We start from the raw sequence: 26,309 nt of genomic DNA on the forward strand, positions 1-26,309 counted from the left end.
CAGTAGGTGATATGAGTCTGAAAGGCGCGTTCAATATCAATTGGAGAGTAGTTTCATGAAAAAAATTGCCGTTTTGGCCAGTTTGTGTTTGCCCGCTTTGGCATGGGCGGATAACACCATTAATTTCCAGGGTGAAGTGACCTCGCAAACCTGCTCGGTGGATATCAACGGCAATGCTGCCACACCGCTGGTGTTGTTGCCGACGGTGCCGGCGACCAGTCTGAGCACTCTAGGCGACGTGGCTGGGCAAACCGATTTCACCATTCGCCTGACTGGTTGTGAAGCAGCACCCGCTGGCGGCACCAAGATTAATACCGTGTTTGTGGCCAACAGCCTGACAGCGGATGGCAATATCGGCAACGTCGGCACCGCCGGGATGGTGGCGCTGCAGCTACTGGACCCCGCTACGCCGGCTACTCCGTTCGATCTGACGGGGGGGTACAAGGCGCCAGGTCTGGAGCTGCTGGAGGGTGCTACCTCGGCTGAGCATAAGTTTGCCGTCCGCTACTATGCCGAAGGCGCCGCCACCGCAGGGTCGGTACTGGGCAGCGTGCAGTATGCGGTTTCCTACTTGTAAACGCAGCAGCCCGCCGGAGCGCGGCGCGTTAAGCGCAGCGCTCCGGCGCGCGCTGCTGCCGGGGCTGATTTTGCTGGCGGCTTGGCCGGCGGTCTGGGCTAGCGTGGTGTTGAACAATACCCGCATCGTCTATCCCGGCCAGGCCCGCGAGAGCAGCATCCAACTGCGCAACGAAGATTCGATACCCAATGTGGTGCAAGTGTGGTTGGACGCCGGCGAGGTGGACTCTGCGCCGGAGCGCGCCACGGCGCCGTTCGCGGCCATGCCGTCCGTGTTCCGCATGGAACCCAAGGCCGGCCAGACCGTGCGGCTGGTGTTTGACGGCAGCGAGCTGCCGCAGGACCGGGAGTCGGTCTACTACTTCAATATGCTGCAGATTCCATCGGTCAACGGCGAATTTTCAGAGCAAAACCAGATGATGGTGATGCTGCGAAGCCGGCTCAAGTTGTTCTACCGCCCGACGGGCATCCAGGGCAAGGTTGAGCAGGCGCCTGGCCAGTTGCGCTTCTCCTTGCAACGGCAGGGACGCGCGTGGCGACTGGTCGCCGACAATCCCAGCGGCTATTACCTCTCGCTAATCGGCGGCGAGGTGGTGAGCGGTGAGAAGGCTCATATCTTCAGCGCGGACATGCTGGCGCCTTTTTCGCGCGCCAACTGGCCGGTGCCGGGGCTGACGCAGACTAGCGGCCCGCTCTTAGTGCGTTTCAAGCATGTCAATGATTACGGCGGCGTGAATGAAGTCGAGTCCGCCGCCGTGACAGCGGAATGACTCCTCGGAAATGACCCCAAATACTTATCGCGGCCAGTGGCTTCCTGGCCTTCCCCCAGTGTTGGCCGCCAGCGCGGTCTGCCTGTCGCCCGGCTTGGTCTGGGCTGAGGCGGCCGCGGAGACGGCTCCGGCCTTGTTGGCCTATCGTTTCGACAGTCGCTTGCTGCTGGGGTCTTCGTTGGCGGATGGCCTTGAGCGTTTCAACACACCCAATCAAGTGGACCCTGGCGACTACCTGGTGGATGTCTTCGTTAATGGCGTCTTTAATTCCCGTCAGACGGTGAGTTTTCGCCGCGAAGGCGAACATCCTACCTCCGCCTGCCTGGACCAGGCTTTCCTGCTCAAAGCCGGGGTGCTGGCGGACAGCTTGCCGTCTGCCGAGGACGCGGCGGCGGCGTGCTGGCCGCTGGCTCTGCGCATTCCCGGCGCCAGCAGTGTGTTTGACCTGCCGCGCTTGCGCCTGGACCTGTCGGTGCCGCAAGCGGCGATGAAGCGGCGGCCGCGCGGCTATGTGGCGGAGGAGGATCTGGATGCCGGCGCGGCCATTGGTTTCGTCAACTACGACGCCAACAGTTATCGTTCCAGCAGCGGGAACATCAGCAACAGCTATCATTATGTTTCCGCCGATGCCGGGATCAACCTGGGCTTATGGCGCTTGCGTCAGCAATCCAACTACAGCGGAGGCATGGCCGGCGGCGGACGTTGGAATCATATCCGCAGCTACGCGCAGCGCGCCTTGCCCGCCTTGCAGAGCGAATTGACGCTGGGGGAGAGCTCTACCGGGGGCAGCCTGCTGAGCGGCCTTAGTTTCCGCGGCGTGCAGCTGCGTAGCGACGACCGGATGTTGCCGGAGTCCTTGCGCGGCTACGCGCCGGTGGTGCGCGGCGTGGCGGACAGTAATGCCCGGGTGGTGGTGCGTCAGGGTAAGCAGGAGATTTATCAGACCGTGGTGGCGCCCGGCCCTTTCGTGATTGACGACCTGTTCCCCACCAGCTACCAGGGCGACCTGGAAGTGGAGATCACCGAGGCGGACGGGCAGGTTAAGCGCTTTACCGTGCCCTTCGCTTCGGTGCCTGGGTCCATGCGGCCGGATCAGACCCGCTACAGTCTGACCTTGGGTCAACTGCGCAATGTGTTGGACGACAAGCCGGTGTTCGCCGATTTCACCTATCAGCGCGGCATCAACAACGCGCTCACCGCCAATATCGGCGCGCGGGCGGCTTCCGATTACACCGCCTTGCTGGGCGGCATGGTGTGGGGATCCCGCTATGGCGCGCTGGGCGCGGACGCCACCTATTCACGTTCCCGCGACGGCGACGGCAGCTTGAACCACGGCTGGCGCGCGGCCCTGTCGTACAGCCATACCATCCAGCCCACCGCCACCTCCATCACCTTGGCCGGCTATCGCTATTCCACCCGAGGCTACCGCGATCTGGTTGACGCGCTGGGCGCGCGGCAGGCTTTTAAGCGCGGCGAGACTTGGAATTCCAGCACCTTCCAGCAACGCAACCAGTTCACCGTCAGCATCAACCAACGGCTGGGCGGCTACGGCAGCCTGGGGCTGTCCGCCGCTATCAGCGATTACTACAAAGGCAAAGAGCGGGACACCCAATTGCAGCTCAGCTATCAGAACCAGTTTCGCTCCATTAGCTACGGGGTGTCGGTGTCGCGCCAGCGCGTCGGCCAATTGCAGGGCGGTGGGGGGACTTTCCAGCCGCTGGATAGCGGGCGGGTCCGTAATACGGTGATGCTTAATCTGTCGGTGCCGCTGGGCAAGATCCGGCGCGCGCCGATGCTGTCGGCGTCGACGAGCCGCAGCGAGGGCGAACGCAATCTGCAATTGTCTCTCAGCGGCACTGCTGATGAAGCGCAGACGGTCAGCTACGGCGTCAACGCCTCGCACAGCTCGCAAAGTAGTTCAGGCGCTTTCGGCGCCAATGTGCAAAAGCGTTTCCCGGTGGTCACGGTGGGCGGCAGCTATTCGCGCGGCCGCAACTTCAGCCAAACCGGCGTCAGCGCGCGAGGCGCGCTGGCGGTGCACCGAGGGGGAGTGACTTTCGGTCCTTATCTGAGCGAGACCTTTGGTCTGGTGGAAGCGCCCGGCGCCAGCGGCGCGGCGGTGCGCAACGGCATGGGCGCCACGGTGGACCGCGCCGGCTACGCCTTGATTCCGTCGCTGACGCCGTATCGTTACAACGATGTGGCGTTGGACAGCAAGGGCCTGGCCGATGGGGTGGAACTGCAGGGCGACCAGTTGCGCACCGCGCCGTACGCCGGCGCGGCGGTCAGGCTGACGTTCGCTACCCGCCGCGGCCAGGCGCTGTTGATCAAGGGGCGGCTGGCCGATGGCTCGGCCCTGCCCATGGGGGCGATGGTGTATGCGGAAGACGGCGTCAATGTCGGCATGGTGGGCCAGGGCGGACAGGCCTATGCGCGGGTGTCCGCGCGCAAGGCCAGGCTGAGGGTGAAGTGGGGCGAAGCGAGAGATAGCCAATGCGCCTTGCCGTACGCGCTGCAAGACGATGCCGCCAGTCGGCCCATTATCCGCCTGGAGGCTGAGTGCGCGCCATTGGTCAAACAATGAGGGTCAAGATGACAGTTCAACACGATGCGACGGTGCGGCGGCGCGGAGCCGCCGTCTTGTTGGCCTTGCTGGGAGGCGGGCTGTACAGCGTGTCGGCGGAAGCCACGTGTTATCGCGTATCGCGTTCCACACCGACGACTGATACCAATGCGGTGGATTATGTCGAACCTGGCAAGGGCGAGGTTAGGGTTTGGGATGGCGCACACGATGGCGCAGGCCAGGGGGCGATGGCGATGACCATCAATATCAATAATGAGGTGTTCCAGCCCGACGGCACCTTGTTGAGCAACAAGGTACTGAGCATCTTCGACCTGGGGTCCGGCCATACTGGGGGGTACTCGCCGGAGCAAGTGCTGTTCCGCTGCCAGCCGACGGATGATCCGAGCACTTTTTACGAGTATTACTCAACCAATGGGGATAATGATACCGCCGGCAAGGAGGAGATGGGTAGCGCCATCGGTCTGCCTGAGTCCTACCGCACGATACAGCGCGGCTTGATCTCGCGGGTGACCAATCTGAACACCGGCGAATACGCGTCGCGCTATTGGAAGCGGCGGCCGCTGGAGCTTGATATGGAGAAGGACAGGGACTCAAAAGGCTGGTATCTGATCAAGGCCAGGCATTTCAGCAATTACAAGATTGAGTTTTTCAAATACAGCCCGTCCAAGGGATTGAATAGTGATAGCTGGCAGGATGGCACGGCCGGCCAGAATTGGGATAACAGCCAGCCTATCGCCTACAGCGCGTTTCAAGGCGGCGGCCTGTCGCCAAATTTGAAGCCAAACGCAGATCACGCGTCCGAGTGGTCCGGTTTTTACGGTGACTGGCCTGGCGCCATCAATCCGTATCTCACAGTGAAAGTGCGCCGAAGCGCCAGCTGCCGTGTGGAAACAGTGACGCCAGTGGCGGTTTTCCCTCCCATCAGCGCGGTGGAATTAGAGAAGGGCGGACAGCGTACTTTAGCCATCGACATCCACCTGCAATGTCAGACCGGCGCGCCGGGCAATGCCGGCCTGACTGGTTTCAAAAGCGGCATCGAAGCCGGGGAGACGGCGATGGGGCTGCTAGTTCAGTCTGCCAATTACCTGGCGGCGCAAAAAGAGGGGCTAGGGGTGCCCGGCGGAAGCGGGGTCACCCACCTGCTTTCCGACGGCTATGGCGTTAATCCTGACGTGGCCACTGGAGTAGGCGTGGCGCTGAGCCGGCAGGATGGACAGAAGCTGAACTGGTTGAGCAGTGAGTGGATTACCGGCGGCGGTAACGCTGCCGGCTGGTATCCGGTATTGCAGGATGCCGACACATCGGGCAACCAGGATGGCTTGACTCGTTATCGTGCGCGGATGCGCGCGACGCTGACTCGCCTGCCGGGCAAGAAGGTCAAGCCTGGCTCCTTGAACGCGACCGCACAGGTGGTGGTCCGTGTCCAGTGAAATGAAGGTAAGCATAAAAATTAAATGCGTCGCGTTGTTGGCGGTGTTGGGGGGCATGCTGAGCGCTCAGGCGGAAGGGGCTTGTTATCGAGTGTCGCGGGCTACGCCGTCGACGAATCCGAATGCTAACGACTATGTTGAGCCAGACAAGGGGGTGGTGGCGGTTTGGGACTCGCCAGGCATTGGTCATGGCGGGGGTTCCGAGGCGGTGCCGGCATCAATCAACATCAATAGCAGCCGGTTTCAGCCGGATGGCACCTTGCTGTCCAGCGGCGTGGCGCCCAGCACTTCCTTGGGGCGAACGCCTTATCTCTCTCCGGAGCAGGTGCTATTCCGCTGCGATGCCGCGGATCAAAATCAAGTGTATGAGTACTACACGACCAATGGGCCATATCCCTTGACCGGGATGCATGAAGACGGCTCAAAGTTTGGGGTGGAGCGGGGCTACCGTACTCGTTATCAGGGCGTGGTCAGCCGTCTTACCAATTTGGCCGACGGCATGTTTTTTCAGAGGCACTGGCAGAGGCGCTTGTTGACGGGGCTGGATGCCGATAGCCAGGGCAAGCTGCTGATCAAGGTGAAGAATTTCACCAATATCCGGGTGGAGCTATTCCGAGTCAGTAATGAGGAGATGTCCGGGTGTGCAGGGTGCGGAGGCGGCGGGGATGGTCTTCCGGCTCAGGGAGGCACGGGTATTGGCGGCGGTTTCCCTTTTGATTATGGCATCGCCTACACGGTTTTTAAGGGGCCGGGAGTGGGGTCGGGCGTCGAATATGTGAATACGGATTCGAACTCTAATTACCCTGACTATAACCGAGGAAATTATATTGGCGCGGTCAAGTTTTACGACAAGTTGTATATCAACCGCTCGGCCACTTGCGCGGTGTCCAACGTCACCCCCGTAGTGTCGTTTCCGAGGATCAGCGCGCAGCAGTTGAATGCGGGAGAGCAGCGGGAGCTGCCGCTGGAGATCCATTTCAGTTGCCAGACTGGGCCGGTTGCAGAGGGACTGGTGAATGGGATGAGTAGCGGAACAGGCCGAGGCCAGACGGCGATGGGCGTGTTGGTGCAGCCCGCCAACTATCAAAGCGCGGTTCATTTGGGCTTGACCTCCAGCGGCAGCGGGGCGACTCATTTATTGTCGGACGGTTACGGGAGCGTGGGCGTGGCTGCCGGTGTTGGCGTGACACTGACTCGGGAACAGGGGAGCGAGACCATGAACTTCCTGGGCAATGAATGGCTGACCTTGGGGGGCAGGCAAGACGGTTGGTACCCCGTGTTGAGCGGAGCGAGTGAAACCGGCAGGCCCAACGGCGAGACGGCTTATTCCACGCGCTTGCGGGCGCGTTTGACCAAGCTGCCGGGGATGACGGCGACGGCGGGTCGTTTCCATGCAACGGTGCAGGCGGTGATTCGTGTTCAATAAGCTTAGACGCGGCATGGTGGCCGGGGGAGTGGCGGGCTGCTTGTCTTGCTCTGTTTCGGCCGGGATTATGGCGGAATCCACGCGGGTGGTGTTCGCCGCCGGCAGCGCCGAGCAATCGCTGCAATTGGCCAATCTCAACCCCTATCCAGTGATGGTGCAAGCCTGGGTGGACGACGGCCGGCTAGAGTCCGGGCCGGACTCCGCGGAAGCGGCGGCGGTGGCCTTGCCGCCTATCTTCCGCCTGAACCCGCAAGGGCAGATCAGCCTACGCCTGATCGCCACCGGCCTGCCCTTGCCGGCGGACCGAGAGTCATTGTTCTGGTTGAATCTGTATGAGATTCCGCCGAAGCCAGGCGATCTGCCGGCGGACGCGCAAACGCTGACCGTTACCTTGCGCACCCAGATGAAGCTTTTCATGCGGCCGGCCAAGCTGCCCTCGCCAGTGGAGAAGGTGCCGGAGCAGCTGCGCTTCTCGCTGGTGCCGACGAAGGACGGCCAGGGCTTGCGCATCGACAATCCCAGCCCTTATTACGCCACCTTCCGCGCTCTGGAGTTGGTCTGCGCTGGCGAACTTGCCCAGCCGCTAACGGCGGACATGGTGGCGCCTCAGGCATGGGAAACGCTGGACTTGCCCCTGCCTTGCGAAGCCGAAGCGGCGGAGGTCCGTTTCCTGCTGGTGGACGACGACGGCAAGCCGGTTGCGGGTAGAACCGAGCTATGGGCGAGCGCTGGCTAAGAACCTGTTCAAAGTCTGCGGCGCTTCGTGGAGCGTTGCACGGAGAGTACAAGCTCAAAATGTTCATGTACCACTCATACACTCCGCTTTTTCGCTTGTTTTCGCCTCGTCGCGCCCTAGCTCGCGAGATCGTAAACACGTTCTAAGGCTCCGCCCACATGGCGCGTTGCCTTCGGACGGCCAAAGGCTCTGGCATCGGCGCGCCCACCAGCGCCTGGCGGGCGGTGACCATATTCTTGAACCCCGCCAGACGATAACACTGCCGCACACAGGTATCGCGGTTGGTCCATTTCCCGGATGCCCACATCTCCAATAAAGCGGCGCGGGCAGGCTCGTGCTCGCCACGCCATTTGCGCCAAAGGTGGAAAGCCGTCAACGCCTGCTTGATTTCCTGATGGATGTCTTCGGTATTGGCCGGGTGGAGTGGGTTCTTGTCCGCCAGAGAAATCACCCCCAGGCGCATCTCATAAGCAATGATCAAACGGGCGGCGCGCTTGAGAGCCTGGTTATGCTGGATCAGCAGCTTCATCATGGCAATGCTCTCCCTAATAGCCATCACAGCACGCCGTTAAAGTGTTCCAGCCCCTGTTTCAAGCGCTGCTGTATCGGCTCCAGCAAGGCCAGCGCGTCCTCGCTGGTAAACAACAGCGGCTCGTCGCGGCGTTCCAACAAGGTGATCAAGGCCAATAAGCCCGTGTGGGCGGCGCGCATGTCCATCACGCCGCGCAGCAGGGCGGTGTCCAGTTCGACATAGCAATGGTTTAACTGCTGGCCCAGTTCGCCCAGCAACACCATATCGCCGGCAACGGCGGGCAAGCGCTGGGAACAAAGGTGCAGCTGCTCCATCACCGGCACAGTGGCGGGCGTGGATTGTTGGCCTGGGCAATGGGGACAGGCGGGCGGCGGCATGGCGGGGGGAAAAGTGGAAAAGGTCATCACGGTCTCCATGTCATCTTTGGAAACCTGCCCAGGCGAGGCTGGGGCAGGCACATGACAAGGTGGCAAGACCGGTTCGTTTAACCAATAGACCGGCAGTCCAGAGGACTCCCTGCCACGGCCCGCCCCGAATGGGTACGGCGTGGCAGCAGACGTAGTTGTGCCAAAGCGGACACTATTAGTCTGCGGTTAAACGATCTTGGGCTTGCCAGCCCTGCGTCGTGTATTGGGCACGACGCGGAACCAAGCCTAAACAGGCTGGGAGGGGGCGTCAAGGGCGGGAAGCGGGTGAGGGGCTAAGAACGTGTTTACGATCTAGCGAGCAAGAGCGGGACAAGGCGGAAACGGTTGAGAAAGCGGAATGTACACGTGGTATATGAGCATTTCGAAGGCGTACTCGCCGTGGAACGCTCCACGGCGCGCAGCAGATCGTAAACAGGTTCTAACAAACTTTCCAAACCCAAGCAGCCATGCCGCTAGATGCGGTCAAGAATGGAAAAAGCCCCGCGTTTGATACGCAGGGCTGAAGAAGGGGCTTAGTTTGGATTGCTGTTATTTACACTGGGCGTGCATTTCCTTACTACCTTCCTGACGCCATACTCCCCAAGCGCCCTCCGAACCGGGCTCTATGCCTGTAGTCCACCAGCCGTTCAACCAAACCTTACCGTTATGGCTAACTTTTGTACAAGCCTGCTTGTATTCAATCATTTTATTCCAGGTGGAAGAGTTGCCATTGTTGCCGCCGCCGTTATTGTCTTTGGCCTTAATGAGTACGGTATGTTTTGCGGTATCCTTTCCCTTGTCATTGCTGACGATGGCTTCAAAAGTGAATCGTTGATCCTGCTTTAATTCAGGCGCGACGAATATCAGTAGTTCATCAATGGGTGTTACGGCTAAAGAGTTAGAGTATTTCCACTGTGTTTTCAGATTTTTACCCGTGGACGATGCGGTGGATAAAGTCACCCGCTCACCCGCTTTGGCTTCGCTGGCGCCCATGATTTTAGCGATTGGGACATCGCCGCCGCCAGGAGGCGGCGGTTCCGGCGTTTCCATGTCCACGGCGAAGTCATATTCCTGGCCATTGCCATATAGCGTATTCTCGGTGGAAGAACGTTGTGGTTCTACTTTGTTGCCAACTAGTTTCCCCATGTTGACAATCTGGGATTTGCTATTGACTTTTTGAGCCAGCGCATAGAGCCACTCTTCCGGCTGGGCTTGTGCTGATGTCACGGTAATGCTGTGGCTTTCCTTATCCGCGCCACGTGCCATATCGAATACCCGCAAGGTAATTTTAGTGCCGGGTTCAACGAGGTGGCCTGGTACGGCTCGGATAGGTTTCCATTGAATGTTAGCCGCTACAATTTCAACATCAGAACAGCTATAGAAAGCCTCGGCGCTGTCGCTACGTTGCCAAACGTTGTAAATAACGCGGGGCCCAGTCATGCCAGATGGGATTTTCACTTTAAGCTCAGTCATGCGCTCGCCCGGCTTGGCGCCGGAATCGCCAATCTGCACCAGATCTTCCCAGTGCAAGGCACGGCTACCGTCATAGCTGTCTTTGCTGATATAGGTTTTAAAGTATTTTGTCGCGTGAGGAGCGGTTTGCTGGTATTTAAAGGTGGCCGTGCCATCGGCGGCGGGTTTGATGGATGTTGCGGCCCATTTGGTATCTTTGGGCGGAATATCCAGACCCTTGGCCCACGACGCGTCGCCGCCTGCGCACAGTCGGCCATTGGGGACAACTTTCTGGTGATTGCTGTTCGCTCCCATTTGAGCAACCCCCATCCAATTGTAGAGCATTGGCTTGCCGCCATATTTAACTGCGTTCTGACACCCAATTGTCCTGGGGTACTCTACGCTGTCATTCGCATTGCAATTATAGTTTCGGCTAGGTGGGTCTATCATGCTGCCATGGGCTGAAGCCGTAATTGGAGTCATCGCAAGTAATGCGGTTGCAATCTGCGATAAAACAAACGTTGTGGTTATTGATTTTTTTAATTGCATTTTAGTATTCCTTTGCATGAATAATAGCCTTGTGCATCAGAGAGAGCTTTGGAGCTCGCCCTCCTTGGTTTCGAGTGAAGCGATGCTCCTATCGAAAGTGGCGATTTGGATGCACTTGTCAATATTTTGCCTTATGGGCTGTGGCATTATTTGTGTTATTTGATTTTAAATAAACAATTCTAAATAATTTGTAAATATTCTCGCGGGGATTGGTTTTTTAGGGTGCAGGGGTTTGAGCGTTTGTTTTTTTGCCGTGAAAAGTAAAGGCCGCTCTGGATAATCAGCGTTGTGGGTGGAAATACAATTTCTTGTTGATGCGGGCGCTAGGGATGCTCATCAGCGTTTGCACATGTAGCCAGCATAATGAATGACGAAATCTTCTTGTCATTCATTGTGCTGGGCAAATGGGTTTGCACAATGAATCAAGCGTGTGCGAATGCTGCACGTAGATGATGGCTTGTTGTCGTCTTGATGGTGTTCATTTGGGCGCGAGCCGGACTCCCTCTGTGCACCGGCTTGCCGCGGATCAACTGGCGCGCGGGCCGCGCCAGGCATACTGGGACTTATCAAGGGCTGCCGCTGGGCGGCCTTTTAGCTTTAGAACGTGTTGACGATCTAGCGAGCTAAAGCGAGACAAGGCGAAAACCGCTGAGCAAGCGGAATGTACAGATGGTACATGAGCATTTTAAAGGGGCTTTCAACGCCGTATCGCCGCAGATCGTGAACAGGAAGAGCCGCTAACATTGCCAGTTTCACGACTGAGGCAAGGTGCGCCGACGTAGGCAAGACCCGTGGTACAACAAGGGGGCGCAGTGCGGAATCCGAGGTTTGGTTAGCGGCCTCTTGAACAGGCCCAATTTAGAGGGAGAGGGAAATGATTGCGGTGATAGGCGCGGGAATGTCCGGCCTGGCCTGCGCCTGGCAGTTGCGCCAGCATGGCGTGGATGCGGTGGTGTTCGAAGCGTCCGGCAGGGTGGGCGGCAAGGTGCTGAGCCTGGATTTGGCGCCGGGCCTGATGGAGGCGGGGCCCAACACCGTGTTGGCGGACGAAGCCTTGTGGCAATGGCTGCTGGAGCTTGGGCTGACGCCCTTGTCGCCGGCGCCGGGGCCGCAGCGGCGTTTCGTGTTGCGGCACGGTCACTACCGTGCCTTGCCCGACGGCCTGGCCGCTTTGCTGACCGGCTCCTACTTCAGCTGGGGCGCCAAATGGCGTTTATTGAGCGAGCCCTGGCGTTGTTCCGCGCCAGCGCAGGCGGAAACGGTGGCGGCCTTTTTCCGGCGTCGGCTGGGAGAGGAAGCGCTGGCCACTCTTGTGGACCCGTTCATCGGAGGCGTATTCGCCGGAGATCCGGAAGAGTTGCTGATGGCGGAATGCTTGCCCGCATTGGCGGCCGCGGAGCGGGAGGCCGGTTCGCTGGCCTTGGGCATGTGGCGGCGCTGGCGGCGCGGGGTGGTGAGACGCAAACGGATGTTCACGCTGGCGGGCGGGCTGTCCAGCCTGGCCGAGCGGCTGGCGCGGGATCTGGACGTGAGGCTGGGCTGTCCGGCGCTGGGGCTGGAGCGCGCGGATGAGGGATGGCGGGTGTTGACGCCGAGGGGGCCGCAACTGGCCAGTGCCGTGGTGCTGGCCTTGCCTGCGCCGCAGGCGGCCTTGTTGCTGAAGGACTGCGAGCCGGATTGGGCGAGCGCCTGCGCGGCGCTGCCCTATGCGCCGCTGACCGTAGTCGCCACGGTAACGGAGGAGCAAGCGCTGCGCCGGCCGCTGAATGGGTTTGGCGGTTTGCACCCTGCCAGCGAGCAGGCTTTGGCCTTGGGGCATTTGATGTCCAGCCGGATTTATCCGCACACGGCGGCGCCCGGTTTGAAACTGGTGACCAGTTTTATCGGCGGCCGTCGCCAGGCGGAGTTGGCCGGATTGCCGGATCAGACCTTGTTGCGGCGTTTGAACCTGGAACTGGCGCGCCTGTTCGGCCTGGAGGGCGAGCCCTTGAGCCAGCGCATCGTGCGTTGGCCGCAGGCGCTGCCGCAGGGCACCTTGGCGATGGCGGCCTTGCGGCCGCTGGCGGCGGCCGCGAGCGAGCGCGGTCTGCATGTGTGCGCCAACTGGCTGGATGGGGTGTCGCTGCCGGATTGCCTGGCCAAGGGCCGGGCGCTGGCCGACCGGCTGGCGGAGCAGGCTTTGCATTGTCGCGGATACGGCATATAACAAATCGTCGCGGACAGCTGGGTGAAAGGAGCGGGCGATGCGGGCGAGTCTATGGATGGCGGCTGTCGGAGCCGGTTTGCTGGCGGCGGGCGCGGCGGCGCAGGCCCCGGTCAAACTATGCGGAGTGGAGTGGCAACCGTTCACTTATGTGAAAAACGGCAAGGTGGACTCCGGCATCAGCCACGACGTATTGCAAGAGGCCTTCCGCCGGATGAACGTGCCGGTCACGATGGAGGCCGCGCCATGGGAGCGTTGCCTGCGAGGCATCAAAACCGGCGATTACGACGCGGTGATCGACAATGAAGTCGCGGCGCAGACGCCGCGTTTCAAAAACGTTTACTCCAGCTACCCGGTGGCCTTGTGTGTGAAAAGCGGTTCGCCGGTCAAATCCTTCGACTGGAAGCTGGTGCAAGGCCAGGCGGTGGGCATGGTGCGCGGCTACACCTATACGCCGAAGATCCTGAACTACCCCAACTGGAAACTGGAGCCGAGCAACGACGAGGATCAGCTTTACGCGATGCTGATCGGCGGTCACCGCCAGTTTGTATTGTGCGATGTCTGGGGCGCGTCCCTGCGGCAGAATGTGGAGATACTGCAGCCGGTGATAGACCGCACAGATTTATCGCCCAATTTCAGCGCTCGACAGGCGGCGCTGGCCGCCCGGCTGGACGCGACGATAGGCGATTTGATCCGCGACGGCAGCGTGGAGCGTATCTACGCCAAATACACCAAGCGCAAGTTCCGGGACATGGTGCCAGTGACGGGCAAATGAGGGCGAGGCGACGCGAGGCGGGCCGGCGGGAGGATATTTCGCCGGCCTTTTTGATTTGCCGCCAACGGCTTGGCTTTGCGCGGGGGGCGCTAGGCGGTAGAATCGGCCTTTGACTTTTCACTTTGCTTACCACGTCTATGCTTACCTTCCAGGAAATCATCCTCACGCTCCAGCACTATTGGAACCGCCAGGGCTGTGCCTTGCTGCAGCCTTACGACACCGAAGTGGGCGCGGGGACTTCCCATACCGCCACCTTTCTGCGGGCGCTGGGGCCGGAGCCGTGGAACGCGGCCTATGTGCAGCCGTCCCGCCGTCCCAAGGACGGCCGTTACGGCGAAAACCCCAACCGCCTGTTCCAGCATCATCAATTCCAGGTGGTGCTGAAGCCGTCTCCGTCCAATATTCAGGAACTGTATCTGGGCTCCTTGAAGGAGCTGGGCCTGGACCCGACGGTGCAAGATATCCGCTTTGTTGAGGACGACTGGGAAAACCCGACCCTGGGCGCCTGGGGGCTGGGCTGGGAAGTATGGCTTAACGGCATGGAAGTGACTCAATTCACCTACTTCCAGCAAGTGGGGGGACTGGACTGCAAGCCGGTGTTGGGCGAGATCACCTACGGCCTGGAACGCCTGGCCATGTATTTGCAGGGCGTGGAGAACGTCTACGATCTGATCTGGACCCATTTGCCGGACGACCAGCCGGTGACTTATGGCAATGTGTTCTTCCAGAATGAAGTGGAGCAATCCAAGTACGCGTTCGAACACAGCAATGTCGAGCTGCTGTTCCGCCAGTTCAACGATTACGAGGCCGAGGCCAAGTCGTTGCTGGAGGCCAGCCTGCCGTTGCCGGCCTATGAAATGATCCTCAAGGCCGGCCACACCTTCAACCTGCTGGACGCGCGCGGGGCGATCTCGGTGACCGAGCGCGCCACCTACATCGGCCGCATCCGCACCCTGTCCCGCGGCGTCGCGCAGGCCTATTACGACGCCCGCGAAGCGCTGGGCTTCCCGATGTGCCGGCAGGCCTGAGCTTGACTTGCCGCCCCGGCCGTTTCTTGACAGAGGGTATGCGCATGAAAGCTTTTTTCGCATGCATGTGCGCCGCGTTGGCGCTGCCGGCGCTGGCCGAACCCGCCGCCGATTGGGTGGCGTATCAGGACGGCAAGGCGCTGCAACTGGCGATTGACGGCAACTCGCTGTGGCTGGGACAGGACGGACTGGTGCACTTCGTCAACCAGGAACGGTTCGATAAGGTCCAGTACGAGAAAAGCTACAAGCTGAAATTCAATATCCGCCGCAGCGTCGGTTACGCCGACTGCGGTAAGTACCAGTATGTGTTTGTCAGTTCCGATTATTTCGATCGCAACAACAGGCACCTGTTCTCAACCCTATTTCCAGTGCCGCGTCACGCCTGGAAATGGCAGCCCGTGTATCAGGGATCGGTCGCCGACGCCATGATGAAGGTGATCTGCGAAGCCGCCGGGGCCGCCAAGCGTTAAGTTTTCGAGTGAATATGAACCAGACATTGCTGATTGAGCTGCTCACCGAGGAGCTGCCGCCCAAAGCGCTGGAAAAGCTGGCCGCCAGCTTTGCCCAGACCATTGGCGACGAATTGAAGAAAATGCAGTTCGCGCCGGCCGACGCCGAGGCGACGGTTTACGCCTCCCCGCGCCGCCTGGCGGTGCAACTGGCCGATGTGGCCGCCTTGCAGCCGGACCAGAAGATCGCTCGCAAAGGCCCGGCCGTGACCGCCGGATTCAAGGACGGTCAACCCACGCCGGCGCTGGCCGGTTTTGCCCGTTCCTGCGGCGTGGAGGTGTCCGCGCTGTCCACGATGAGCGACGGCAAGCAGGATGTGTACGCCTATGAAAGCGTCAAGCAGGGCCAGCCGCTGGCCGCGGTGCTGGCCGACGTGGTGGCGCTGGCGCTGAAAAAGCTGCCGGCGCCCAAACTGATGCGCTGGGGCAGCCTGGACGTGCAATTCGTGCGCCCGGTGCACGGCCTGATCATGCTGCACGGCGACGCGGTGGTGCCGGGCGAGGTGCTGGGCCTGCAAAGCGGGCAGAGCACCCGCGGCCATCGTTTCTTGTCCGAAGGCGAGGTGACGGTGGCCAACGCCGACGCCTACGCGCGCACCCTGCATGAATCCGGCAAGGTGGTGGCCAGCTTCGACGCTCGCCGCGAACTGATCCGCCACAAACTGACCGAGGCCGCCGCCCGCCTGAACGCCACCATCGCCGCGCCGGAAGCCTTGTTCGACGAGGTGACCGGCCTGGTGGAGTGGCCGGTGGTGCTGGAAGCCGGCTTCGAAGCCGAATTCCTGCGCGTGCCGCAGGAGTGCCTGATCTTGACCATGCAGCAGAACCAGAAGTATTTTCCGCTGCTGGACGCGTCCGGCAAGCTGATGAACCGCTTCTTGCTGGTGTCCAACCTGGAAACCGCCGATCCGTCCTTTATCGTCGGCGGCAACGAGCGCGTATTGCGTGCGCGTCTGTCCGACGCCAAGTTCTTCTTCGAGCAGGATCAGAAGGCGCGCTTGGACAGCCGGCTGCCGCGTCTGGCCAATGTGGTGTACCACAATAAGATCGGTTCGCAACTGGAGCGCGTGGAGCGTCTGCAGAGCATTGCCGGCGCCATCGCCCATGAATTGGGCGCAGACGCCGCGCTGGCCGCCCGCGCAGCTTATCTGGCCAAGGCCGATTTGGTGTCCGACATGGTGGGCGAATTCCCAGAACTGCAAGGCGTGATGGGCATGTACTACGCCCAGCACGACGGCGAGCATGCCGAAGTGGCGGCCGCCATCGAAGGCCATTACCACCCGCGCTTTGCGGGGGACACGCTGCCGGAAGGCAAGATCGCCACCGCGGTGGCGCTGGCGGACAAACTGGAAACCATCGTCGGCATCTGGGGCATCGGCCTGATCCCCACCGGCGACAAGGACCCGTTCGCATTGCGCCGCGCCGCTCTGGGCGTGGTGCGCATGGCGCTGGAAGCGGACCTGGATGTGAAGGCGCTGCTGAACATCGTCGCCGCCGCCTTCCCGGCAGGCAAGCTGTCCGCCAATGTGGCCGACGAGGTGTTCGGCTTCATGATGGACCGTCTGAAGAACTTCCTCGCAGCCGATTACAAGGGCGACGAGATCGACGCGGTGCTGGCGCAGGCGCCTAGCCGGCTGGCGGAAGTGCGCGCGGTGTTGTCCGCGGTGGCCGCCTTCAAGGCCTTGCCGGAAGCGTCCGCGCTGGCCGCCGCCAACAAGCGGGTGAAGAACATCCTGAAGAAGGCCGAAGGCGAAGTGGGCGCGGTGAATCCCGCGCTGCTGAGCGAAGCGGCCGAGCGGGCGCTGTTCGCCGCCGTCGAGCAGCTGGCGCCGCAGGTGGACGGCCAATTCGCCGCCCGCGATTTCGCCGCCGCGCTGACCCAATTGGCTTCGCTGCGCGCGCCGGTGGATGCTTTCTTTGACGGCGTGATGGTGATGGCGGACGACGCCGCGGTGCGCAACAACCGCATCGCCTTGCTGGCGCGTCTGGCCGGCTTGTTCAACCGCGTGGCGGACATCTCGCTGCTGGCGGAGTGATTCGATGGGGCGGCCGCCGGCCGCCCCGGCGCTCTAGACGGGGACAACCGTGAAACTAGTGATACTCGACCGCGACGGCGTGATCAACGAGGACCGCGACGATTTCGTCAAATCGCCGGCGGAGTGGGTGCCGATCGAACACAGCCTGGAGGCGATCGCCAATCTGACCCAGTCCGGCTGGCGCGTGGTGGTGGCCACCAATCAATCCGGCATCGGCCGCGGCCTGTTCGACATGCAAGCGCTTAACGCCATGCATGAGAAGATGCACAGGCTGGTGGGCCAGGCCGGCGGCCGCATCGACGCGGTGCTGTTCTGTCCGCACGGCCCCAGCGCCGGCTGCGACTGCCGCAAACCGTTGCCGGGCATGGTGCTGGAGATTGCGGAGCGCTTCAATGTGAAACTGGACGGCTTGCCGCTGATCGGCGACAGCCGCCGCGATCTTGAGTCGGTGGCGGCGGTGGGCGGCCTGCCCATCTTGGTCAAGACCGGCAAGGGGGCCAAGACGCTGGCCGACGGCGAGCTGCCGGCCGGCACCCTGGTGTTCGACGATTTGTACGACGCCGCGGAATATCTGATCGATTCCCGCGAACGTTGACTTCAGAAAAGGATAGTGTTCCAAGCATGCTGAGTTTATGGCTTCGTAACCTGCTGTATTGGCTGGTGCTGATCATCATCACGCCGCTCTTCTTCTTTCTGCTGCTGCTGTCCGCGCCGCTGCCGCGCCGCGCGCGCCATGTGTTCGGCGTCAGCTGGGCCTTGAGCCTGTTGTGGATGCTGGAGCACGTGATCGGCTTGAAATACAAGGTGCTGGGCGCGGAAAATCTGCCTGAGCAGCCGTCGGTGATCTGTTCCAAGCACCAGTCCGGTTGGGAAACCTTGGCCTTGCAGAAGATTTTCCCGTGGCAAGTGTACGTGGCCAAGCGAGAGCTGACCTGGATTCCGGTATTCGGCTGGGGCCTGGTGCTGATGAACCCCATCATCATCAACCGCTCCGACCGCGCCAACGCCAACCAGCGTCTGCTGGAGCAGGGCTTGGAGCGCAAACGCCACCGTTTCTGGATCACGGTATTCCCGGAGGGTACCCGCACCAAGCCGGGCGTGGCGGGCAAATACAAGCTGGGCGCGGCGCGCATGGCCAAGCAGTTCGACATGCCGCTGGTGCCGGTGGCGCACAACGCCGGCGAGTTCTGGCCGCGCAACGCCTTCCTGAAATACCCCGGCGAAATCACCGTGGTGGTGGGCCAGCCCATTGTGCCGAGCGAAGAGCTGGGGCCGGAGGCGATGATGAAGGAGGCCGAGCAGTGGATCGAGGCGCGTCAGCGCGAGATCGGCGGCGTCGGCCCGTTTGCGGACGAGGATGAAAAGCGCAAGCGTCTGGCTGCGTCTGCCGCTGCCTGACGGCGAGGTGGATGTGGTGCTGACCCGTCGTCCGCGCAAGAGCGTGGGCATTAGGGTGGGCGCGGGCAGGGTGGAGCTGGTCGCCCATCCGGCGGTTAGCGCCGCCCGTCTGCGCGAAGTGTTGTTGGAGCGTCGAGACTGGATCGCCGGTCATGTGGCGCGACAGAGGCTAGAGCGGCGGCAAGCCGAAGATCTCAGCCAGCTGCGCTGGCGGGGGGAAGCGCTGCCCATCGTGCTGACAGCGGGCGCGAGGCGCACGGCTAGACAGACGGCGGACGGGTTGATTGTTACCGGTATCGCGCACGGCGACGCGGCGGCCTTGAAGCAGGCGGTCCGCCGTTTCTTCAAGCGAGAGGCTGCTTTGCGGTTTCCGGCGCGGATGGCGGAACTGGCGCGCGGCTGTCGTCGCCAGCCCTGCGGCCTACAGCTGTCGTCGGCGCGCACGCGTTGGGGCAGTTGCACCGCCGCCGGGATCATCCGGCTGAACTGGCGCTTGCTGCAAGCCCCCCCGACGGTGCTGGACTATGTGATCGCCCATGAGCTGGCCCATCTGGAACACATGAACCATTCGCCCGCCTTCTGGGCGGAGACTGCGCGTCTGTACCCGGGCTGGCAGGCGGCGCGGCGTTGGCTGAAGCTGCGCGGCGCCGAGCTGTTCCATTTTGATTAATGAATAAAGAACCGATTCATGATCTTGCGAGCTAGAGCGAGACAAGGCGAAAACGGCTGAAAAAGCGGAGTGTACATACGGTACATGCGCATTTTGAAGCCGTACTCACCGGTAACGCTCCACGACGCACAGCAGATCGTGAACAGGTTCTAAGGAGAAGAATGATGCGTTTACTACATACCATGCTGCGAGTGGGCAACTTGGAGCGCTCGCTGGCGTTTTACCAGGAAGTGCTCGATATGAAACTGTTGCGCCGCCAGGATTATCCGGAAGGCCGCTTCACCCTGGCCTTTGTGGGTTACGGTGCGGAAGAGGAACAGACGGTGCTGGAACTGACCCACAACTGGGACACCGAGTCCTACGAACTGGGCACCGGTTACGGCCATATCGCCGTGGAAGTGCCGGACGCCTACGCCGCCTGTGACATGGTGCGCGCCAAGGGCGGCAAGGTCACCCGCGAAGCCGGCCCGATGAAGCACGGCACTACGGTGATTGCCTTCGTCGAGGATCCGGACGGCTACAAGATCGAGTTCATTCAGCGCTGAGAACCTGTTCACGATCTGCTGCGCGTCGTGGAGCGTTACCGGTGAGTACGGCTTCAAAATGCGCATGTACCGTATGTACACTCCGCTTTTTCAGCCGTTTTCGCCTTGTCTCGCTTTAGCTCGCGAGATCGTGAATAGGCTCTAAGCATTCTTGTTCGAGGGCCCTTGAACAGCTTTCAAGATCAGGCCGGCGGCAATGAGCCGCCGGCCTTGTTTCATCAAATGCTTAATTAGCGTGGCAATTGCGCAAAAACTCTTGGTTCCGATTCCGGTTTTCCTTGTCCGGACTGCCCGAGTTATGGGACGATGTAACGCTTTGTAACCGTTCTGGCCGAAACGGAGGCGCCGCTCCCACGGAGACGAGATCCGCGCCGGCCTGACGGCTAAGCGTCAGCGCAACGGCATCCGGCTGCCGTTTCGCGTCGATAACACTGCCGGAATCCACTCTTTGCATAGCCTGCCCTCACGCGGCGCAGGCGATGGCGCTTTTATCAATGGGCGTCATGCCCTCGGGAAGATAGATGACCAAAAAACTCTTTAGCGCCGCCGCGCTGGCCCTGCTGCCGGCGCTGGCGCAAGCCGCTGAACTGGACGGCGCCACCTTGAGCCTGGCCTGGGGACTGCCGTTTGCCGGCATTTTGCTGTCCATCGCGCTGTTCCCCATATTCGCGCCGGGTATCTGGCACCACCACTTCGGCAAGATCACCGCGGTCTGGACCGTGCTATTCCTGGCGCCCTTCGCGGTGGCATATGGCCTGGGCACTTCGATGGCGCTGATCGTTCACGCCCTGTTCGCCGAATATATTCCCTTCATCGTGCTGCTGTTTTCGCTGTACACAGTGTCCGGCGGCATTCTGGTGTGGGGCTCGCTGCACGGCTCGCCCAAGCTCAATACCGCCATCTTGGCGATCGGCACCGCGCTGGCCTCCATCATGGGCACCACCGGCGCGGCGATGCTGTTGATCCGCCCTTTGCTGCGCGCCAATGAAAAGCGCAAGCACAATGTGCACGTGGTGGTGTTCTTCATTTTCCTGGTGGCGAATATCGGCGGCGGCCTGACTCCGCTGGGCGACCCGCCGCTGTTTCTCGGCTTCCTCAAGGGGGTGAGCTTCGGCTGGACGGTGCAGCACATGGCGCTGCCGGTATTGGTGTTGTCGCTGGCGCTGCTTGCCATTTTCTACGTGTTGGACAGCTATCTTTTCAAGAAAGAAGCCCAGGCGGGCACGCTGCCGGAGGTGGATCGCTCCAAGGACAAGCCGATCAAGCTGCATGGCAAGCGTAATCTGTTCCTGCTGGCCGGCATTGTCGGCGCGGTGTTGATGTCCGGCGTTTGGAAGCCGGGCGTGGAGTTCGACATCATGGGCACGCATGTCGAGCTGCAGAACATCATTCGCGATCTGGCGCTGATCGGCCTGGCCTTCGCCTCGCTGTGGATCACTCCCAAGCAAGTGCGCGCCGGCAACGAGTTCAACTGGGATCCCATTCTGGAAGTGGGCAAGTTATTTGCCGGCATCTTCGTCACCATCGGCCCGGTGATCGCCATTCTGCGCGCCGGCGCCGACGGCCACTTGGCCGGCCTGGTGCGCATGGTGTCCGATGCCAACGGCCAGCCGGTGAACATGATGTATTTCTGGATGACCGGCATTCTGTCCAGCTTCCTGGACAATGCGCCCACCTATCTGGTGTTCTTCAACCTGGCGCATGGCGACGCTCAGGTGCTGATGGGCCCGATGGCGGACACCCTGCTGGCGATCTCCATGGGCGCTGTGTTCATGGGCGCCAATACGTATATCGGCAACGCGCCCAATTTCATGGTCAAGGCCATCGCCGAGCATCGTCATGTGAAGATGCCGAGCTTCTTCGGCTATCTGGGCTGGTCCTGCGCCATTCTGTTGCCCTTGTTTGTGCTGATGACGCTGATTTTCTTCTGACGCCGTCCTGTTGCAGACAAAGCCCGCTGTCGCGGGCTTTGTTTTGTTCGAGCCGGAGGGCATGGATGTCGGCCCCGCCGCTTTCCGGTATGCTTGCCGTTTTGCCGTTTTCAATACGCTGAACCAAACTATGCACATCCATATCCTGGGCATTTGCGGCACCTTCATGGGGGGGATCGCCGCTATCGCCAAACAGGCCGGCCACAAGGTCACCGGCTGCGACGCCAATGTATACCCGCCGATGAGCACCCAGCTGGAAGCCATGGGCATCGAGCTGACCCAGGGCTTCGGCGCGGAGCAGGCCGACATCGGCGCGGACATCTTCGTGGTGGGCAATGTGGTGACGCGCGGCAAGCCGCTGATGGAGGAAATCCTCAATCGCAGGCTGCCTTATATCTCCGGCCCGCAGTGGCTGGCGGAAAACGTGCTCAAGGATTTATGGGTGCTGGCGGTGGCTGGCACTCACGGCAAAACCACCACCAGTTCGATGCTGGCTTGGATCTTGGAAGATGCCGGCCTGGCGCCGGGCTTCCTGATCGGCGGCATTCCGCAGAACTTTGGCGTGTCGGCGCGCCTGCCTGGCGCGCCGCGTCAGGACGCGGCGAGCGTCAGCCCCTTCTTTGTGATTGAGGCTGACGAATACGATACCGCCTTCTTCGACAAGCGCTCCAAATTCGTCCATTACCGGCCGCGCACCGCGGTGCTGAACAACCTGGAGTTTGACCACGCCGACATCTTCGCCGATCTGGCGGCGATAGAAACTCAGTTCCACCACCTGGTGCGCACCGTGCCGGGCCAGGGCCTGATCGTCAGCAATGGCCGGGAGGCGAGCTTGGATCGGGTGCTGGAGCGCGGCTGCTGGACGCCGGTGGAACGCTTTGGCGCGGACGCCGGCTGGCAGTTGGGCGCGCTGGAGGACAATGGCCATTTCGATGTGCTGCTCAACGGCCAGATTCAGGGGCGGGTGCGTTGGGATTTGATGGGCGAGCACAACCGTCTCAACGCCTTGGCGGCAATCGCCGCCGCTCGTCATGTCGGCGTGGCGGTGAGCCAGGCCATTGATGCATTGTCGCGCTTTCAAAACGTAAAGCGGCGGATGGAGGTGCGCGGCGTGGCGGCCGGAGTCACGGTGTACGACGATTTCGCCCATCATCCCACCGCCATCGCCACCACCCTGGCCGGCCTGCGCCACAAGGCAGGCGGGGCGCGCATCCTGGCGGTGCTGGAGCCGCGCTCCAACACCATGAAGCTGGGCACGATGAAGGCTGCGCTGCCGGCCTCTCTGGCCGATGCCGACCTGGTGTTCTGTTCCGCCGCCAATCTGGGGTGGAATCCCGGCGAGGCCTTGGCAGAGCTGGGCGACCGCGCGCAAACCTTCGATAATTTCGACGCGCTGCTGCAAGCGGTGGTGGCCGCGGCGCGCCCGGGCGACCATGTGCTGGTGATGAGTAACGGGGGCTTCGGCGGCATTCATCAGAAGCTGCTGGACCAACTGGCCATGCGCGGCTGAGCGACAAGCATCGACGCAAGAAAGGGGGCCGTTGGCCCCCTTTGTCTTTTACGACGCGGAGTTTATCGTAAACAGGTTCTTAGCCGCGCAGTTTGGCGGCAATGCCGGCCACGCGCTGGCCGTAGGCCTTGGCGGTGTCCAGATCGCCCTGCGGGATTTCGTCGACGCTGGCGTCGGACGGCGATTGCACCAGCAGGCCTACCGAGCCGCCCAGATTGTTGATGTCCTCGCGGCTGGCGTTCTTGGCGTTGCTGGGCAGCAAGCCCAGGCTGACCCACAGACCGCCGTGCTGAGAGGCCAGGGTTTGCAGATAAATCAGCGAAACCTGCTTGTCGCCGTTCAGGCTGGCGCTGTTGGTGAAGCCGCCGAACACCTTGTCCTGCCAGCCTCGTGTGAACCAGACTTTGGAGCTGGCGTCGGCGAATTTCTTGAACTGCCAGCTCGGGCTTCCCATATACGTGGGCGAGCCGAAAATGATGGCGTCGGCGCTGTTGAGCAGATCCCAGGCGCCGGCGGGCAGATTACCCTCGGCGTCAATGGCCAGCAATTGCGCACCTGCGCCTTCGGCGACATGCTGGGCCACTTGCTGGGTGTGACCGTAACCGGAGTGATATACAACGACGACTTTCGCCATGGCGAGCCTTTCATATTGCCGTGAATTAACAAAGGCCCGCAGCGAGGTGGGCCTTGTGCAAGTATTGGCGATGATGGCGAATTGAAAAAGCGTCGTCGGATAAATTAATTATTTAGTCGCATTAAACAATCTAGACGGCTTGACGCATTTTCGGTATCGCGAGCCGTGGGTTTGAATAGTAGCTTTTCGGCGCAGCGGCAGGTCAATAAAAACGCCCACGGCAAGGTGGGCGTTTTCTTGGTTTGAGCCGAGGCTTAGTGGAACTGCTCTTCCTCGGTGGAGCCGGTCAGCGCTGTGACGCTGGATTGGCCGCCCTGGATCACGGTGGTGACGTCGTCGAAGTAGCCGGTGCCCACTTCCTGTTGGTGGGATACGAAGGTGTAGCCGCGTTCGCGAGCGGCAAACTCCGGCTCCTGCACTTTTTCAACATAGGCGGACATGCCGCGTGCAACATAATCTTGCGCCAGGTCGTACATGTTGTACCACATGTTGTGAATGCCGGCCAAGGTAATGAACTGGTACTTATAGCCCATCGCACCCAGTTCGCGTTGGAATTTAGCGATGGTGGCGTCGTCCAGGTTCTTCTTCCAGTTGAAGGACGGCGAGCAGTTGTAGGCCAGCAGTTTGCCCGGATGCTTGGCGTGAACCGCTTCGGCGAACTTGCGTGCGAATTCCAAATCCGGTGTACCGGTTTCGCACCAGACCAGATCGGCGTAGTCGGCATAGGCGATGGCGCGGCTGATCGCCTGCTCCAAGCCTTTCTTGGTCTTGTAGAAGCCTTCGGCGGTGCGCTCGCCGGTCAGGAAGGGACGGTCGCGCTCGTCGCAGTCGCTGGTCAACAGATCGGCGGCTTCGGCGTCTGTGCGGGCGATCACCAGAGTGGGCACGCCGTAAACATCGGCGGCCAAGCGCGCGGCGATCAGTTTCTGCACGGCTTCCTGGGTCGGAACCAACACCTTGCCGCCCATGTGGCCGCATTTCTTCACCGAGGCCAATTGGTCTTCAAAGTGCACGCCGCCGGCGCCGGCGCGTATCATCGCCTTCATCAATTCATAGGCGTTCAGCACGCCGCCGAAACCGGCTTCGGCATCCGCCACGATGGGGGCGAAGTAGTCGATGAAGCCGGCGTCGCCTTGCGCCACGCCCTTGGAATGCTGGATTTCGTCAGCGCGGGTGAAGGCGTTGTTGATGCGCTCCACCACCTTGGGCACCGAGTCCACCGGATACAGCGACTGGTCCGGGTACATCGCGGAATATTCATTGTTGTCGGCGGCCACTTGCCAGCCGGACAGATAAATGGCTTTGACGCCGGCCTTGACCTGCTGCATGGCCTGACCGCCGGTCAGCGCGCCCAGACAGTTGATGTAAGGCTCGCTGTGGAGCAGGCCCCACAGTTTGTCCGCGCCGTTGCGCGCCAACGAGTACTCAATCTGCAGCGAGCCGCGCAGTCGTTCCACATCAGCGGCGCTGTAGCCGCGCTTGATGCCTTTCCAGCGGGGGTTTTCGTTCCAGTCTTTCTGGATGGCTGCAATGCGTTGTTCGCGAGTCGTCATGCTAAAGCCCTTCTCGATACGTTTCTGTGCGCGCCGGCAGGCGCCGGCGTCCTCATTAAGCGATCTGTTTCATCCGGTTTTTCCGGATTTTCTTGCGGCCGGCCCTCATGGAGCCGGCTCGGCATGCCCGCCGCTCAGACCCTGTGGATAGAGGGCCGCCCGGCAGTGCACTTGCGGGTGTGGCTCAATTATTAGCACAAAAAAAAACGCTTGTGTGCAGTGCAGCACAAAGAAAATTGTTGATTTTCAAAAGCTAACAGCAACTTTCCTAAAACGAATATTGCGGCTCGCTCAAGCGTTTGCTTTTAGAAAATAAAAGTCCGCAAACGCACATCCGCGTTTGGCAGCCTGGGCGCGGCGGTCTGAAGCGGTTCAGTCGTTTTCAGGACTTGAATTCCGCGATGAAGCCCCTACCTTGAGTCGGGACTATTCGTACCGCTGAATCCAAATCCGAGGAATTGCCATGCAGGACAAGCAAAACATCGCGGCAGACGCCGTGGACAATGACAATATCGACGCAACGGTGGCGGAGCAGGCCGTAGAGCAAGAACTGAGCGCAGAGCAGCGGATCGCCGCTCTGGATGCGGAAGTGGCCGAACTGAAGGACGCATTGCTGCGCGCCCGCGCCGATCTGGAAAATCAGCGCCGCCGCGCGCAGGAAGACGTCGCCGCCGCGCACAAGTACGCGATCACCAAGTTTGCCGGCGAGTTGGTGTCGGTGAAGGACTATCTGGAAATGGCCTTGCTGGATCAGAGCGGCCAGATCGACACCCTGAAGATGGGCGTGGACATGACGCTGAAACAGTTGATCTCCGCTTTCGACAAGGCGCAGATCAAGGACATCGCCCCTCAGGCGGGCGACAAGCTGGACCCGCATCAGCATCAGGCGATGAGCGCGGAAGAGGCCGACGCCGAGCCCAACACCATCGTGCGAGTGATGCAAAAAGGCTACCAGATCTCGGACCGCGTGCTGCGTCCGGCGATGGTGGTGGTGGCTAAGGCGAAAGCATAAAAAAGGGCGGCGTGCTCCTCTTGAAATAATGGGCATAGCCAAT

The 26,309-nt window shown here is 61.1% G+C and carries 23 protein-coding genes; 18 read left to right on the forward strand and 5 right to left on the reverse strand.

Annotated features, from left to right (window positions below):
• Nucleotides 1-55 precede the first annotated feature (55 nt).
• The 6 genes from GYH29_RS04560 to GYH29_RS04585 all read left to right on the forward strand — a co-directional run bounded on the left by GYH29_RS04560 (nucleotide 56) and on the right by GYH29_RS04585 (nucleotide 7,522).
• Entirely contained in the window at nucleotides 56-577 is a 522-nt protein-coding gene (locus tag GYH29_RS04560) for a fimbrial protein (RefSeq protein WP_043591924.1), read from the forward strand.
• Entirely contained in the window at nucleotides 558-1,346 is a 789-nt protein-coding gene (locus GYH29_RS04565) for a fimbrial biogenesis chaperone (RefSeq protein WP_019103526.1), read from the forward strand. The genes GYH29_RS04560 and GYH29_RS04565 overlap by 20 nt, the downstream gene beginning before the upstream one ends.
• A gap of 10 nt (nucleotides 1,347-1,356) precedes the next feature.
• Nucleotides 1,357-3,930 carry a fimbria/pilus outer membrane usher protein gene (locus GYH29_RS04570; RefSeq protein WP_161523226.1) on the forward strand — a complete coding sequence of 858 codons (2,574 nt, stop codon included), beginning with the start codon at nucleotides 1,357-1,359 and terminating at the stop codon, nucleotides 3,928-3,930.
• Between the two features lie 8 nt (nucleotides 3,931-3,938).
• On the forward strand, nucleotides 3,939-5,360 hold the full coding sequence (locus tag GYH29_RS04575; RefSeq protein ID WP_081574671.1) for a fimbrial protein: 1,422 nt from the start codon (nucleotides 3,939-3,941) through the stop codon (nucleotides 5,358-5,360).
• Nucleotides 5,350-6,786: a fimbrial protein gene (locus GYH29_RS04580; protein WP_161523227.1), complete on the forward strand. Its 1,437-nt coding sequence runs from the start codon at nucleotides 5,350-5,352 to the stop codon at nucleotides 6,784-6,786. The genes GYH29_RS04575 and GYH29_RS04580 overlap by 11 nt, the downstream gene beginning before the upstream one ends.
• Before the next feature lie 67 nt (nucleotides 6,787-6,853).
• Nucleotides 6,854-7,522, forward strand: coding sequence for a fimbrial biogenesis chaperone (locus tag GYH29_RS04585; protein ID WP_198001637.1), 669 nt, complete (start codon nucleotides 6,854-6,856; stop codon nucleotides 7,520-7,522).
• A 142-nt stretch (nucleotides 7,523-7,664) separates the two neighbouring features.
• Here the strand turns inward: GYH29_RS04585 and GYH29_RS04590 are convergent, their stop codons facing one another.
• The 3 genes from GYH29_RS04590 to GYH29_RS04600 all read right to left on the reverse strand — a co-directional run bounded on the left by GYH29_RS04590 (nucleotide 7,665) and on the right by GYH29_RS04600 (nucleotide 10,462).
• Nucleotides 7,665-8,054 (reverse strand): hypothetical protein, encoded by a 390-nt coding sequence (locus GYH29_RS04590; RefSeq protein WP_141113127.1) that lies wholly within the window; start codon nucleotides 8,052-8,054, stop codon nucleotides 7,665-7,667.
• Nucleotides 8,055-8,077: 23 nt separating this feature from the next.
• A complete protein-coding gene (locus GYH29_RS04595) occupies nucleotides 8,078-8,458 on the reverse strand; it encodes a hypothetical protein (protein ID WP_161523228.1) in 381 nt (126 codons plus the stop codon).
• A 552-nt stretch (nucleotides 8,459-9,010) separates the two neighbouring features.
• Nucleotides 9,011-10,462: a lytic polysaccharide monooxygenase gene (locus GYH29_RS04600; RefSeq protein WP_161523229.1), complete on the reverse strand. Its 1,452-nt coding sequence runs from the start codon at nucleotides 10,460-10,462 to the stop codon at nucleotides 9,011-9,013.
• 874 nt (nucleotides 10,463-11,336) lie between these two features.
• Between GYH29_RS04600 and hemG the strand changes: the two genes are divergently transcribed.
• The 11 genes from hemG (at nucleotide 11,337) to mpl (ending at nucleotide 23,067) form a co-directional block, all read left to right on the forward strand.
• Complete coding sequence (gene hemG / locus GYH29_RS04605) at nucleotides 11,337-12,668, forward strand: protoporphyrinogen oxidase (RefSeq protein WP_161523230.1); 1,332 nt, start codon at nucleotides 11,337-11,339, stop codon at nucleotides 12,666-12,668.
• Between the two features lie 37 nt (nucleotides 12,669-12,705).
• Complete coding sequence (locus tag GYH29_RS04610) at nucleotides 12,706-13,440, forward strand: substrate-binding periplasmic protein (protein WP_083860732.1); 735 nt, start codon at nucleotides 12,706-12,708, stop codon at nucleotides 13,438-13,440.
• Nucleotides 13,441-13,577: 137 nt separating this feature from the next.
• Nucleotides 13,578-14,468 carry a glycine--tRNA ligase subunit alpha gene (glyQ, locus tag GYH29_RS04615; RefSeq protein ID WP_161523231.1) on the forward strand — a complete coding sequence of 297 codons (891 nt, stop codon included), beginning with the start codon at nucleotides 13,578-13,580 and terminating at the stop codon, nucleotides 14,466-14,468.
• Nucleotides 14,469-14,512: 44 nt separating this feature from the next.
• Complete coding sequence (locus GYH29_RS04620) at nucleotides 14,513-14,938, forward strand: surface-adhesin E family protein (RefSeq protein ID WP_039756162.1); 426 nt, start codon at nucleotides 14,513-14,515, stop codon at nucleotides 14,936-14,938.
• 14 nt (nucleotides 14,939-14,952) lie between these two features.
• The gene (gene glyS, locus GYH29_RS04625; RefSeq protein ID WP_161523232.1) at nucleotides 14,953-17,013 is read left to right on the forward strand and encodes a glycine--tRNA ligase subunit beta; all 2,061 of its coding nucleotides are present in this window, start codon (nucleotides 14,953-14,955) and stop codon (nucleotides 17,011-17,013) included.
• A gap of 49 nt (nucleotides 17,014-17,062) precedes the next feature.
• Complete coding sequence (gmhB, locus tag GYH29_RS04630) at nucleotides 17,063-17,608, forward strand: D-glycero-beta-D-manno-heptose 1,7-bisphosphate 7-phosphatase (protein ID WP_019103520.1); 546 nt, start codon at nucleotides 17,063-17,065, stop codon at nucleotides 17,606-17,608.
• Between the two features lie 26 nt (nucleotides 17,609-17,634).
• Nucleotides 17,635-18,411, forward strand: a complete 777-nt coding sequence (locus GYH29_RS04635) for a lysophospholipid acyltransferase family protein (protein WP_019103521.1) — start codon at nucleotides 17,635-17,637, stop codon at nucleotides 18,409-18,411.
• Nucleotides 18,371-19,081: a M48 family metallopeptidase gene (locus GYH29_RS04640; RefSeq protein ID WP_232060510.1), complete on the forward strand. Its 711-nt coding sequence runs from the start codon at nucleotides 18,371-18,373 to the stop codon at nucleotides 19,079-19,081. Before GYH29_RS04635 ends, GYH29_RS04640 begins: the two co-directional genes overlap by 41 nt.
• Nucleotides 19,082-19,245: 164 nt before the next feature.
• Nucleotides 19,246-19,626 (forward strand): lactoylglutathione lyase, encoded by a 381-nt coding sequence (gene gloA / locus GYH29_RS04645; protein ID WP_043591907.1) that lies wholly within the window; start codon nucleotides 19,246-19,248, stop codon nucleotides 19,624-19,626.
• Nucleotides 19,627-20,147: 521 nt separating this feature from the next.
• On the forward strand, nucleotides 20,148-21,557 hold the full coding sequence (locus GYH29_RS04650) for a sodium:proton antiporter (RefSeq protein WP_043591905.1): 1,410 nt from the start codon (nucleotides 20,148-20,150) through the stop codon (nucleotides 21,555-21,557).
• A 130-nt stretch (nucleotides 21,558-21,687) separates the two neighbouring features.
• A complete protein-coding gene (mpl, locus tag GYH29_RS04655) occupies nucleotides 21,688-23,067 on the forward strand; it encodes a UDP-N-acetylmuramate:L-alanyl-gamma-D-glutamyl-meso-diaminopimelate ligase (RefSeq protein ID WP_081551101.1) in 1,380 nt (459 codons plus the stop codon).
• Nucleotides 23,068-23,146: 79 nt separating this feature from the next.
• Here the strand turns inward: mpl and GYH29_RS04660 are convergent, their stop codons facing one another.
• Complete coding sequence (locus GYH29_RS04660) at nucleotides 23,147-23,701, reverse strand: flavodoxin family protein (RefSeq protein WP_019101048.1); 555 nt, start codon at nucleotides 23,699-23,701, stop codon at nucleotides 23,147-23,149.
• A gap of 254 nt (nucleotides 23,702-23,955) precedes the next feature.
• Entirely contained in the window at nucleotides 23,956-25,254 is a 1,299-nt protein-coding gene (aceA, locus tag GYH29_RS04665; protein ID WP_019101049.1) for an isocitrate lyase, read from the reverse strand.
• Between the two features lie 463 nt (nucleotides 25,255-25,717).
• On the opposite strand from aceA, the gene grpE reads away from it, so the two are divergent.
• On the forward strand, nucleotides 25,718-26,266 hold the full coding sequence (gene grpE / locus GYH29_RS04670) for a nucleotide exchange factor GrpE (protein ID WP_043591903.1): 549 nt from the start codon (nucleotides 25,718-25,720) through the stop codon (nucleotides 26,264-26,266).
• Nucleotides 26,267-26,309 lie beyond the last annotated feature (43 nt).

This window comes from Chromobacterium haemolyticum, from assembly GCF_009936155.1.
GTDB lineage: Bacteria > Pseudomonadota > Gammaproteobacteria > Burkholderiales > Chromobacteriaceae > Chromobacterium > Chromobacterium haemolyticum.